The sequence below is a fragment of the Geosporobacter ferrireducens genome (assembly GCF_001750685.1).
GTDB classification, from domain to species: Bacteria; Bacillota; Clostridia; order Peptostreptococcales; family Thermotaleaceae; genus Geosporobacter; species Geosporobacter ferrireducens.
The window spans coordinates 3,761,085-3,774,863 of sequence record NZ_CP017269.1; the positions used below are offsets into that span (position 1 = coordinate 3,761,085).

The 13,779-nt window shown below is 36.7% G+C and carries 10 protein-coding genes; 7 read left to right on the forward strand and 3 right to left on the reverse strand.

Annotation, left to right across the window (positions count from 1 at the left end; genetic code table 11):
• Nucleotides 1-152: 152 nt before the first annotated feature.
• The 3 genes from Gferi_RS17660 to Gferi_RS17670 all read right to left on the reverse strand — a co-directional run bounded on the left by Gferi_RS17660 (nt 153) and on the right by Gferi_RS17670 (nt 4,611).
• Nucleotides 153-1,145, reverse strand: a complete 993-nt coding sequence (locus Gferi_RS17660) for a lipoate--protein ligase (protein ID WP_069978819.1) — start codon at nt 1,143-1,145, stop codon at nt 153-155.
• Between the two features lie 101 nt (nt 1,146-1,246).
• On the reverse strand, nt 1,247-3,163 hold the full coding sequence (locus Gferi_RS17665; RefSeq protein WP_169833012.1) for a sensor histidine kinase: 1,917 nt from the start codon (nt 3,161-3,163) through the stop codon (nt 1,247-1,249).
• 125 nt (nt 3,164-3,288) lie between these two features.
• Nucleotides 3,289-4,611, reverse strand: coding sequence for a YjiH family protein (locus tag Gferi_RS17670; RefSeq protein ID WP_069978823.1), 1,323 nt, complete (start codon nt 4,609-4,611; stop codon nt 3,289-3,291).
• Nucleotides 4,612-4,813: 202 nt separating this feature from the next.
• Here Gferi_RS17670 and Gferi_RS17675 point away from each other — a divergent pair, with 202 nt between their 5' ends.
• From Gferi_RS17675 to Gferi_RS17705, 7 genes are all read left to right on the forward strand, one after another.
• Nucleotides 4,814-5,521: a response regulator transcription factor gene (locus Gferi_RS17675; protein WP_069978825.1), complete on the forward strand. Its 708-nt coding sequence runs from the start codon at nt 4,814-4,816 to the stop codon at nt 5,519-5,521.
• Nucleotides 5,522-6,222: 701 nt separating this feature from the next.
• The gene (locus tag Gferi_RS17680; protein ID WP_169833013.1) at nt 6,223-7,611 is read left to right on the forward strand and encodes a VanW family protein; all 1,389 of its coding nucleotides are present in this window, start codon (nt 6,223-6,225) and stop codon (nt 7,609-7,611) included.
• Nucleotides 7,612-7,708: 97 nt separating this feature from the next.
• Nucleotides 7,709-8,047, forward strand: a complete 339-nt coding sequence (locus Gferi_RS17685) for a YtrH family sporulation protein (RefSeq protein ID WP_069978829.1) — start codon at nt 7,709-7,711, stop codon at nt 8,045-8,047.
• On the forward strand, nt 8,035-8,502 hold the full coding sequence (locus tag Gferi_RS17690; protein WP_069978831.1) for a hypothetical protein: 468 nt from the start codon (nt 8,035-8,037) through the stop codon (nt 8,500-8,502). The genes Gferi_RS17685 and Gferi_RS17690 overlap by 13 nt, the downstream gene beginning before the upstream one ends.
• Before the next feature lie 204 nt (nt 8,503-8,706).
• On the forward strand, nt 8,707-11,187 hold the full coding sequence (locus tag Gferi_RS17695) for an MASE3 domain-containing protein (protein WP_069978833.1): 2,481 nt from the start codon (nt 8,707-8,709) through the stop codon (nt 11,185-11,187).
• A gap of 59 nt (nt 11,188-11,246) precedes the next feature.
• Nucleotides 11,247-12,902: an amidohydrolase gene (locus Gferi_RS17700; RefSeq protein WP_069978835.1), complete on the forward strand. Its 1,656-nt coding sequence runs from the start codon at nt 11,247-11,249 to the stop codon at nt 12,900-12,902.
• Nucleotides 12,886-13,524, forward strand: a complete 639-nt coding sequence (locus Gferi_RS17705) for an HAD family hydrolase (protein WP_069978837.1) — start codon at nt 12,886-12,888, stop codon at nt 13,522-13,524. The genes Gferi_RS17700 and Gferi_RS17705 overlap by 17 nt, the downstream gene beginning before the upstream one ends.
• Nucleotides 13,525-13,779: the final 255 nt, after the last annotated feature.

Here is a 13,779-nt window from a genome sequence, read left to right on the forward strand (position 1 = left end):
GGGAACCTAGGGTTCCCTAGCGAAAGCGTCGTAGACGCTCTTTTTACAGAATCATAGAATATAGAGAAGAAAAAACTAGGGCCTGTATATTGCGTTTTGATTGATGAATGGAATAAGATAGGGGCCACCCCTACAGGATATTTTTTGCATGACTAGTAGAACATACAGTCTATAAAATCATCTGCTGTAATATTATGCATATACTTTTGAAGATCAATGGTTTCTAAAATACTACGTACAGCTTCTTCTGCATATTGAACGTGGATGAGTGCTTGTTCTAATTCAGAAACCTCGTATTTTCCAAAGAAATCACCATAGATTTTGCAGCCCACAATTTTCCCATTATCTGCTTGCAAGCGTAAATCTAAGATACCACCTTCGTATTTACGTGTTTTTTGCATATCAAAGGCGGGAGATTCACCATAATTCCAATCCCATGTGAGATATCTCTTTTCCATGATCTCCGTAATCTTCTGAAGGTCTTGTTCTGTAAGCCGGTAGGTCATGGTGCTGATATCCTTCGTGTTAAGGATAGATTGGATGAGGATATTTTTAAAAGCATCTATGGATAAGGGTTCCTTTAGATAGGGAGCAATATTGGTTACCCGGCTGCGAACAGATTTAATGCCCTTTGATTCAATCTTATCGATTCTTACATTTAATGCATTTTGTACTACAGATAAATCGGAATTAAACAGGATAGTACCATGATGGAGCAAACGATTGTTGCAGGCATATTGCGCATTGCCGGAGAATTTTTTGCCTTCAATGGTAATGTCATTGCGTCCACTGAATTCTGCAGGGATTCCCAAGGAATTCAGCACTTTGATCACAGGTTCGGTGAACTTTCTAAAATTACTCACTTCGTCTTTTTGATCTTGCATGATAAATGTAAAGTTCAAATTTCCAGAATCATGATATACTGCACCGCCGCCTGAGAGTCGGCGAACCACATTAATGTGGTTTTCTTTTATGTATTTTGCATTAATCTCCTCGATAGTATTTTGATTGCGGCCTACGATAACAGAAGGTTCGTTTTGCCATAACATAAAAACATTTTGCCCCAGGTCGAGATGTCGAATAACATATTCTTCAAGAGCCAGATTAAAATGAGGTTTTGAGGATTTGTTTTCAATATAAAGCATAGATTCCACCACTCCCAATGAATAAATTTATAACGGCCCCTTTAAACCGTACGATATTAGTTCTATTATATAATAGACTCATTTAGGGAACAACGAATACTTTACAGATCCTCCCTATTTATTGGAAGAGAGAACCAAAAGGTTGATCCCTTCTGGTATTCGGAATAAAAATTTAATGAAACATTATGGGCCTCCAATATCGATCGAGAAATAAATAGGCCAAGACCATAACCTTTTGTTTTCAAATTTTGACCACGATAAAACATATCGAATATTTTTTCCTTTTCCTCATCGGGAATACCTATACCTGTATCGATAATTTTAAATGTTAGTGCCTCTTCATGCTGCGCTATCATTACTTGAATAAGACTTCCTTTCTTAGAGAATTTGACAGCATTGTTTAAAAGGTTATTCCATACGCGTTTGATCTTAATGGTATCAATTAACAGGCAGCCAGAATTACATTGGAAGGACCCTTTGAAAGATCTTTCTGAATGATTGATATAGTGATTTGCGGCTTCAAAGAGCTGTTCTGCAAAACCTACAGCATCAACAGCCTCAAGATGGAGTTTTTGAGACCATTGGGCTTCGTAGGCTGAATCGAGAATATCACAGGTTATTTTTTCTATATCAATTGTACTGTTATAGATCTCCTGTAAAAAATGTTTTTGCATAGCAGGGTCTTCAATGATGTCAGAGGAAATACCTTTTACATATCCTTTGATGAGTGTAATGGAAGTTTTCAGATCGTGAGATAGGGTAGAAATAAAATTTCCCGTGCGATAGGAGTTATCCTCAATCGTAGAAGATAATTCCTGTGAGCTTTTAATCAGTTCTTCACTTTCTCGCTCAAATCTGCTAATGGTTGAAACAAAATGGTCCTTTAGATTCTTTAAAGATCGGCTTAAATTTCCGATTTCATCACTAGGATGAAGCAAAGGCGAGGTTTCATGATTTAATAAATTATCCTCTTCTGTTAAGTTTTTAATGGAGTCAGATACTGATTGGCGAAGCATCAAATTACTCTTTACTGCACGATTCATATACTCAGTAATAGCAACAATGGGTGTTGAAATCCTATTGGAAATATAGATTCCAATCAGCATAGCCCCTAAGGTAACCGAAGCACCTATAAGGATTACATAACCTAATAAATCCACAGACTTTTCGTGGACTTCATATTTAGGGAGCATGGCAATTAATACCCAACGATTGCTTTTCATCTTTTTATACAGCTGAAGTTCCTGAAAGCCGTTCTGATTGGTTATAATCCGCTTCTTTGCAGCATCTGATTGGAGCCATTGTTCCTTCGATAACAGTCTTTCCGGAAGTGCGAATACTGTATTGGTTGCATCCGTGGCAATGAGACTTTTGTCCGGGTGGGAAAGAATAAGGTTGTTAGAATCAACGATAATAAAATATCCTGTTTTACCTAATTTCAAATCCTTTACTGTATCGGAAAGAAACTCAGCGTGAATGGCAGTCCCAGCATAAGCAATGACCTCTCCTAAATTATTACAAATAGGACTTACGGTGATTACGATCAAAGATTCATCAGAGCGGGCAATTAGAATATCACTGGTAATAGTTTGACCAGTGAGAACCGATTGGCGAAAGTACTCTCTGGTGGATAAATCTAAATACATTGCTTCAGGCATCGTAGAGGTAGTAATAATGCCTTCTGTATTGAGGATAAAAAAATCCATATACTGTTTATTTTGCACGTTCTTTTTTTGCATCAATGTAGTGAGATAGGTATTCATTTTACTAGTGCTAACATATCCTTTAAGAAATTCAAGGACTCGTGCATCTAGGGCAAGCTTTTCTGTTTCTAATTGATGAATACGAATCCGTAAATCAATACTCTCTTGTGCACGTTCCAATTGAGATTGCATATAGGTTTCTGCATCTTGATTCAAAATCGAGGCTGATTTTGTATAAATAAATCCGCTTAGCAGGATCAATAAAAAAATGATGATGCTACAAATCGTAAGCGTAATTCTTCTCCGCAGGCTCAAGGTCATCACTCAATTCATTTTTAATAGAAAAAAAGAAGATGTATAATTGCTTAGCCTAAAAGGTTCAAGCACTATACACCTTCATTGTATCATAGATCATTCTGAGCTTAAAATAATTTTGCAATCTATAAGATCAGGAATGCAAGGGGTGCCGCTAATAAAAGGGTCAATATGGTTCGTTCAATCCAAATAATTAAAATCTCTGGCAGTGTGATTGGAATATCCGTAGAAAGGATACATGGGATCGAGGCTGAAAAGAATAGGACCGAAGAAACGGATACTACGCCAATCACAAATTTTGTAACCATAGGGGCATTGGCTGCTAGCAGAGCCGGTAAGAACATTTCTGCAATTTCTAGGGCAGAGGCTTTCGCTGCCAGCATAGGTTCAGGAATTCTTAAAAGCAATGTGAAGGGATAGAAGATATAGCCTATAACATCAAATACCGGAGTATATTCTGCTAAAACCAATCCCAGCAGGCCTACTGATAAAATAGAGGGCAGGATCCCCATGGTCATAATAAAACCGTCTTTTAGGTTCTCTACTATATTTTTTCCTAGAGGTGCAGATACAGATACTGCCTTTAATCCCTCATTTAGCGCATTGTGAACAATATTTCCCTTTAATTCTTTTTCTGGATCACCTTCCCCTGTAAAGTAGCTGTCGCTTTTGCTGCTTAAAGGTTTGATACGTACAGTTATAGCTGTAACGATAAAGGTAATTGCCAAAGTGGACCAGAAGTATACATTCCATATCTCCATTAATCCAAGAGTCTTTGCCACAACGATCATAAAAGTGGCAGATACTGTTGAAAATCCAGTGGCGATAATGCACGCTTCTTTTACTGTATATTTGCCTTCTTTAAATACCCTGTTGGTAATTAAAAGACCTATGGAATAACTCCCTACAAAGGACGCTACAGCATCAACTGCCGATCTTCCGGGGGTTTTCCAAATGGGCCTCATAACAGGGCGCATCAATACACCGATAAATTCTAACAACCCGTATCCCACAAGAAATGCAAGGAACACTGAGCCTATCGGAACAATCATACCTACCGGAATAACCAGTTTATCATATAAAAATGGAATCATATCAGGTGTATGAAGGGCAGCGGGACCAAGCTTGAAGTATGCCATAAAGGCAACTACAATTCCTAAAAGCTTCAATAACGAAAACACAACGGTTACTTTATCTTTATTCCAGGTTTTCAAATAGAAGGGTCTTATCCCTCCAAGAATAATAACGATAAGTGCATAGATAGGAGCCATAGAAGGGAGGGTATTTCGGATCGCAGTAACCAGATGATCTAAGGGGATTGTTGATTTACCATCGATCGTAACAGGGATGAAGAACATAAAAATACCAATGGCACTGAAAAGTAAAAATTTCAGCAGGTTTTGTGAAGCGTAATGATTTTCATTTTTAGAAACAGACATTTTTTCCATAACAGAATACCTCCTTTTCATAAATGTAAGTTTATTATAGCATTGACTATAAATATATTTTAAAAATTCACAATATTGATTTCTAGTTGTCATCATTCTGTCATCATCTTGGAAAAATAATCTTTTTATCTTTATAAGATGATAGATTTCAGTCTTTAGCTATGTTAACATAATAAATAATGGGTTGAGGAGCGTTTAAAATATGAACAAAATCATGGTAGTAGATGATGAAAAGAAAATCGTTGCAATGATCACTGCCTTTCTGGAGCTTCAAGGAATAAAAGTAGTACCTGCTTATAGTGGAAGAGAAGCCCTGGAAAAGTTGGATGATACAATTGAATTAATACTTTTGGATATTAATATGGATACAATCGATGGAATAGAAGCTTGTCAGAAAATCAGAGAGAACAGTAGAATTCCGATTATTTTTTTAAGTGGAAATGGAACGCAGTATGATAAGGTATTGGGATTAAGTGTAGGAGCAGATGACTACATTACCAAACCCTTTGATCCTTTGGAACTTGCGGCTAGAGTCAAAGCACATATTAGGAGGGCTCAAGATTATAATCCTAGTGTAAAAAGCAGTGCAAACATTATCATTCGTTTTGACGATATCATGATCCAAAAAAATGCCCATAAAGTTATAAAAGGAAAAGATGAAATTTTTTTATCTTCTAAAGAATTTAAACTACTGTTATTTTTTGCAGAAAATGCCCATAGAGCGTTGAGTAGAAAAGAAATTCTCAAGCATGTGTGGGAAAGCGAGCATTATGATGATAACACCGTGACGACTTATGTAAAACGTCTTCGGACGAAGCTCTCTGATCATCAGGAGGAACCGCAGTATATTAAGTCCTTACGGGGTGTAGGATATCTGTTTGATGCGGATTTGACCTTTGAAAAGGGGTAACATGGTGTATAGTGTTTAAAAATGCTGAAAGAAGAAATAATTTCCCGGGAAATTTGACGCAAAGCATCATATAAAATAAAATTTTGTAAAAAGCCTTTTTACCATCGGATATATACAATTTCCGAAGGGATAAAAAAGGCTTTTTTTATTGAAGCTGGATATGTAAAGGATATGGTTATTATAAAATCTAGGTTTCATATTTGATGGATATATGTGTCGGGAGAACACTGTTCTCCCCTACGAAAAATATATTTTTTTATGATTCTTGAATCTAACGGCAAGGATTGTTTGAGTGTTTGGCTCAATCTACCCGGATATTGCAACTTCTAAATAGCCGGAGGAGGTCCGCTGCTCCGGCACAGATTGCTGCATTTGTTGGAGCAAACAGTGTTCATCGGTCTATGGTGTATCCTTTTACACTGGGCAAGAAACAGCCGGGATAATTAAATGCAAAACAAATTCAAAAGCAATGATTTAACAGAGATTTGAAAAACATGAAAAAATTCACATAAATTTTTTGTATAAAATCTGTAATAATGATTACATTCTTTCGTCTAATAAATAGTGGGTATAAAAACAATAGAAGGATTTATAACAAAAGATTCATATTCATGGATGCAAGTGCAATATATATGATAGGACAGGAAGTACAAGTGCGGATTAGAATCGAAGAAAAAAATATAGGAAAGGGGCACAAGATTATGATAAAGCTTATCAATAAAAAAAATGTTTTTCTATTTATATTGATTCTATGTGCAAGTTTGGCGATTCCCGTTTATGGCTATAGCATAGAAACTATTGGTAAGATGAATACGGTTTTACCGAAAAATGTATGGGTAGAGGAAGTACATCTGGGAGGGATGAGACTAGAGGATGTAGAAAAAGCCATTGATGAAATCGTAGAGACACAGCTAAACAAAAAGATCGTAATTATATTTGAAGGAGCACCAGAGAACCAACAGCAGGAGTTTACACTGGAACAGCTAGGATTTACCTTTGATAAAGAGAGTATTAAGGAGCAAGTAAGGTTAATCTTAGATAATGATATGGGATTCTTGAGTAAATTTAGTCAGTATAGAAGCATTGAGGAGAAGGGTGAACGGTTTATTATCAGTTATAGCTTTGATGAAGATATTTTTAAAGAAACGATGAAGGCATTTGATGATTCGGCTTTAGCAGAACCTAAAGATGCCCGATTCTTATATCAAGCGGGGGAGATTATTATTCAAGAAGGTTCAAACGGTCAAGCATTTGATCAGGAGACGCTAGCTGCAGATCTAATAGAAAATGCACTAAAAGAAGAAAGCGATACATTTTATTTAACACTAAAAGAAGTTTTGCCGCAGGTATCTGGAGATGTACTGCGACAGCAAGGTATCAAAGAAAAGGTTGCTAGTTTTACAACTACCTTTGATGGAGGAAAGCTAGAACGCTCTTCCAATATACGATTAGCAACAAGTTTTATTGATGGAAAGATACTTGCTCCAGGCGAAGTGTTTTCTTTTAATGAAGTAGTAGGCAGGAGAACAGCAGCCCGTGGATTTAAAGAAGCAGGGATTTATGTAAATGGAAGACTGGATACAGGTATAGGTGGAGGTATTTGCCAAGTATCAACGACGCTGTATAATGCTGTGTTGCTAACAGACTTAGAAATAGTGGAGAGAAGCAGTCACAGCCTGACGGTACCTTATGTACCCCTTAGCCGCGATGCTGCTATTGATTGGGGAAGCAAGGATCTGAAGTTCAAAAATAATACAGATGCCTATATCTATATACGGGCAGCGGCGGGAAAAAATAGTGTTACTTTTGATTTGTTCAGCACAAAGACAGGGAAAGAAGTAAAATTGACTTCAACGGTTTTGGGCAAAATAGATCCGACAATAAAATATGAAGAAGATGCTGCCCTTGAAGTTGGAAAAGAAGTTGTCAAAGAAAAGGGACAGATCGGTTATCGATCCCAGTTAGTAAAAACAGTATATCAAGACGGAAAAGTAATCAGTTCAGAAGTGGTATCCGTAGATCGCTACTTGGCTGTACCAAAGGTTATAAAAAAGGGAATCAAGGAGGTTGAACAAGTAAAACCGGAATAAATTCCGGTTTTTTTCTTCTAGGTATAAGTATTGTGATAAGATCATTCTGATTGTCATATGTTATACAAAGGAATCTTGAAGAGAGGCAGGGGCTGAAATGTTTCATTTTACCGCCAATCTTATGTATAACTTTCTTATTGCCTTTGGTGTCATTATAGGAGCCAGTGTATTTGCAGGCCTTAGTGCTGTGCTCAATAATCATCCGCCCCTCAATACGATGATAGAAGTATCACGTTCTATCAAGATCTGGGCGGTGGCGGTAGCCTTAGGCGGAACTTTTCCTTCCTTTGAGGTGATTGAGCAAGGCATTATAAAAGGAGAAATGAAGTCGGTGATCAAACAGATTATTTATATTTTCACTGCTTTAACAGGTGCAAACTTAGGATGTTTGCTTGTCAAACTGCTTAGAGAGTGTGCAAGGTTATGGGGAGAATAAAGGGGAAGGGAACCCAACTTTTTATGGTTTTTATCACGGGGATGATCCTCGGAGGTTTAATAGGGATTTTAAGCATCAGTACGTTGATTAGCTACCGGCTGGATCAAGATTATGAGAAGATTGCCGAACTGCAGCATACCATTGAAGATAAAGATACACGGTTGGAAAAACTGGAAGAGTCTATCAATAAACAAAAAATTATATTAAAGGAAATAAAAGTAGAACTACTTTTTGGAGGAAATGAGATTGATGAGATTACATTACAAAAACATGTAAAAGAGAAATACGCAACGCTTTTGGGAAAAGAAGTGAAAAGTATTGATGTTGATCTGATAGAAGAGATTATTGATCGCAGGATTATGAAAGTAAATGGAAAAGAACATCAATTACTTGTAAATAAGATCCACTTAACGGATGTTCTTAGAATATGGATAGAAGTTAGATCCTTAGAATAAGGATTATTACAAAAGGATCAGGTTGATATCCGCTTGCGCAAGATGAGCAGAGGGTATCATTTTTTTATAGAAAAATAACTAAAAATGATTCTTTGTTTAATTAATTTATTACAAAGAAGGAGAAAAATGTAATTTGTTGAATTCTTCCAATAATGTATAAAAATATTAGTCTCAATAATGACTACGAGGAAAGGTGATCAAATTATGGAGATGGCAGAAAAGAAAAAAAGCTTTCAAAGAAAAGATCATCCATTTAATTACCTTGAACAACAGATTGACAAAAAAGTAGAGACCATAAAAATCATCTCATTAATCTTATTGGTAGGGTGTCTCATTGGATTAAGCATGCGAGACTACAGGTTCTTTCACAGCGTCATAGAATTGACTGGTGTAGTAGTCTCTTTTATTATGGCAACTATTGCCTTTAATACCTATCATATCAATGAAAATAACTGGCTGATTTTTTTAGGAATTGCACAAGGATTTATCGCTGGATTTCTCCTTCTACATATCATTACTTTTATGGAGTCCACTTATTTTTATGCATATGTTCATAATACTTCTGTACAATTTTGGATAATCAGCAGCGGTATGGAATATATATCTTTATTGGTATGTTTGAATTATCTAAAGCACAGAATTGACTTTGCAAAAGTATTTTTGAGCTATTTGATAGCTTCATTTGGAGTGTTACTGATTCTATACTTTTGGAGAGATTTGCCTAAAAGTTATGTGGCTGGGATAGGTTTTACACCTCTTCAATATATGATTGAGTACATATTATTAGGCATTTCTGTTTTTGCCTTTTTATTATTTATAAAGAACAAGGCACACATCCCTGTAAAGATCTTTACATATATGACGAGATACTTTTGCGCTGCTTTTGCCTGTCAAATTTCTTTTTTATTCTCCCAACAAATCGGCGATTTTTCCCATCTGCTGGGGCACATTTTCAAGATAATAGCTATATATTTTATGTATAAGGCATTGGTGGAATCCAGCATGAGAAAACCCTATGAACTTTTACATCAATCAAATCAGAAACTATTTTCAGAAGTAGTTATAAGGCAAAGAGCTGAAACAGAGTTGAGAAAGGAAAAGGAGGAATTGCAGGGAATTTTAAATGCAGTCGGGGATGGAATTCTCGTCACGGATAATGCCGGACAACTTATCCACTCAAATAATCTATTTTATGAAATGTTCGATTTGCCTCAACATTTAGATCTGGATAATGGCATACATCTGATAGAAATAGGAAAGGACAAGTTTGTTGATCCGGATGAATTTGAAAAGACAACAGAGCAGATTCAGAAAATGCCAAACGAATACACCGATTATTTAGAAATGAGAGATGGCAGGATCATCGAGAGGGTATCAAGCCCCTTAATCTTAGATGGAATTTTCTATGGAAAGGTATGGGCTTATCGAGATATTACAGAGAAGGAAAATGCAGAAAAGGGTTTAAGGGAGAGTGAAGTTCATCATCGAAAGCTGATTGAGCTTTTGCCGGATGCTGTGTTCTTACATAAGGGAGAAGAGCCCATAGCGGCCAATACAGCTGCATTAAGGCTAATGAATTGCAATAAGGCTGAAGACATAAAAATCAAGCTGTTGTTTAATCTTCATCCGGATTATAAATACCGGGCCAGTGAACGGTTAAAAAAATTAACTTCTATGGAAACAACAGTAGGTTTTGTGGAAGAAAAGATGATACTTCGTGATGGAAGTGTCATTGATGTAGAAATAGGGGGAACTTCCTTCCTTCAAGAAGGTGAGATGTATATCATCAGTGTGGTTAGGGATATCAGTGAACGGAAAAAAACCGAAAAACTGCAAAGGGCAATGTTAGAAAAGGATAAATTGTTAGATGAAGTTACAGAATATGATCGGCTAAAAACCGAATTTTTTTCTAATATTTCTCATGAATTAAAAACGCCGCTCAATGTTATATTAGGCAGTGTTCAACTGCTTAAAATGAAAAAATCCACAGATTCAGGGTGTAATTGCCATGTACCCTTAGATAAATACACACGAATTATGATGCAGAATTGCTATCGATTGCTCAAGCTTATCAACAATCTCATTGACATTACCCGTATAGATTCAGGGTTTATGCGGCTAAACGCTAAGAACAGCAACATTGTTAGAATTGTGGAAGATATTACACTATCGATTGCAGATTTTGTAGAAACGAAAGGAATTTCTCTGGTTTTTGATACAGAAATTGAAGAAAAAATTATGGCCTGTGATGGTGAAAAATTAGAAAGAGTAATGCTAAACCTACTATCAAATGCAATCAAATTTACACCTCAGGGAGGTCAAATTGAGGTTAGTGTTTATGATAAAGGAGATTGGACGGCTATTTCGGTGAGGGATACAGGGATAGGAATTCCTCCAGATAAGAAGAATATTATATTTGAGCGATTCCGACAAGTAGATTCCTCGCTACGGCGTGAAAAAGAAGGAAGCGGAATCGGCTTGTCTCTTGTAAAGTCGTTGGTAGAGCTTCATAGGGGAAGGATCTTCGTAGAGAGTGATATAAGGGAAGGAAGCGAATTTATCATTGAACTTCCAGTGGTACTTATGGAAAGAGATGATGACCATCATGAAGCAGAAGTAGCAGCGACAAAAGAGGTCAATGTAGAAAGGATAAATATAGAATTCTCTGACATCTACACCTTGTAAATCTTTAATGGTGCAGGTATGATAAGAGTACAAGGAGATCAACGATAGGGGGTACAGAAATGGATGTGATTTATTTTAATGGGAATATCATAACGATGGATGAAAAAAATCCAAAAGCAGAAGCAGTGGCTGTTAAAGGTGGAAGGATTGTAAACCTTGGAGAAAATCAAGAGATAAAAAGCTTGCAGAATCAAGATACAGTGATGATCGATTTAGAGAATAGAACGATGGTACCCGGTTTTCATGATAGTCATATGCATCTGCTTCACTATGGAGCCAGTTTGCAACAAGTAGATTTAACAGGAGTAACTTCCGTCCAGGAGATGATCCATCGATGTAGGACTTTTGCAGAGGGGAAAATCTTTAATTCCGTCAAATGGATGGAAGGAAGGGGCTGGAATCAAGATTTTTTCATAGATAATAACTTCCCTACAAGATACGATTTAGACCAAATAACTACGGATTATCCTATATGTCTTGCTAGAGCCTGTGGGCATGTGGCTGTTGTAAACAGTAAAGCGCTGGAGGTCATGGATGTTGTTAAGCATACACCTCAAATCCATGGAGGCCATTTTGATGTGGATGAATCAGGAGAACCCTTAGGTATCTTTAGAGAGAAGGCATTGAAACTGATTTATGAACATATACCAGAGCCAAAACTGGAGGACATAAAGCAAATGATTTTAGATGCCTCAGTCCTTGCGCTGCGGCAAGGGATTACTTCTGTTCAAACCGATGATTTTGAAGCGCTGCCTGTAAAGGACTTTGAAATCATTATTCGCGCCTATCAAGAGCTGCAAACAAGCAGAGCGCTCCCTATAAGAGTGTATGAGCAGTGTTTACTCCCTACTGTTGAGAGATTGGAGAGATTTCTGAATTTAGGTTATTATACAGGGCAAGGTGATGAATTTTTTAAAATTGGACCCCTCAAGCTGTTGTGTGACGGTTCATTAGGAGCGAGAACTGCTTATCTGTGGGAACCCTATGCGGATGATCCAACAAATTATGGAATCAGTATATATACACAAGAGGTGTTAGACCGTTTAGTAGCTATTGCCCATAATGCCGGTATGCAGCTGGCAATACATTGTATTGGAGACAAGGTTATGGATATGGCTTTTGACAGTATTGAGAAAGCCCAACAGGGAAAATTTAGAGAAAACGCGCGCCATGGAATCATCCACTGTCAGATAACCGATGAGACATTATTAAATAGATATAAAGAACTAGATGTTATTGCCCATATTCAACCAATTTTTATTGACTATGATCTTCACATTGTAGAACAGAGAGTAGGAAAGGAACGGGCCAAAACTTCATATAATTGGAGAACCATGATGGAAAAAGGCGTTCATGTGGCTTGCGGATCGGATTGTCCGGTAGAGCCCTTTGATGTAATGCCGGGTATATATGCAGCAGTGACACGGAAAGATTTAAAGGGACATCCCCCAGGAGGATGGATGCCGGAGCAGCGATTGACTGTCCAACAAGCCCTCTATGGATTTACACTAGGAGCTGCGTATGCTTCCTTTGAGGAGAATTTTAAAGGTTCTATTGCTGTAGGAAAAGCTGCAGACTTTGCAGTACTGTCAGAAGATATCTTTACCATTGAGTCCGATAAGCTCAAAGATGTAAAGGTATTGATGACGGTTATAGACGGTAGGATTATGTATAAAAAAGATTTAGGGATATTTGATTATGAAGGTAGGTTTTAGATTATTTTGTTTCGATATGGATGGTACATTGATTAGAAATACGAATTCTGTAAGGTATTTATGTGTGTTGAATGGACGGGAAAAAGATGTTTTAGAGATTGAAGAAAAAGAGGATCAGGGTCAGTTTTCATGGATAGAAGCAGATTATTTAAAGGCAGCCTACATGAAGGGTTTGCGTATGGATCAAGTAGTGGATGGTTTTCAACAACATATTCAGTTTATTCATAATATTGATTTTGTGATTAAGCATTTAAAGAAACTTGGCATACAATGTATTCTGGTTACAGCAGGACCGATTCAGGTTGCAGCCCTTGTTGGAGAACGATTTGGTTTTGATCAGGTCTATGGAAGTTATTATGAGGTTGATAACAATGTTTTTACAGGAAGGATTTTAGAACATTTTGGAGAAGGTGGAAAACTAAAAAGCTTATTTTCCTACTGTAGAAACAAAAATATATCCTTAAAAGATTGCATCACTGTAGGCGATGGTGATTCTGATTTGGATGTATTTGAGCATAGTGGAAAATCAATAGCAATCAATTATTCTGAAAGTTTGATTGGTAAAGCTGACGTATATATTAGAACGGAGGACCTAAAGGATATATTACAGTATATAGCTTAAGCTGTTGAATGAAAAATGAGAATAGAGTGATTTATTGGCACTAAAGGGGGACTAAAATGCCGTATCACTATATTCTCATTAGTAGTATTTTGTCCAAATATCCGTAACCTATACATGTATTATAAAAAATATATTATAAGGATAAGAGACAAATCGTTTATGATAATGGAAACAAAGTGCTGTAAATAATTATAGGATAAAGGTTTTAGAAGTAAATCTGCGGCGTAAAGTTATGGGCTGAAAGCTTCTTTAAAG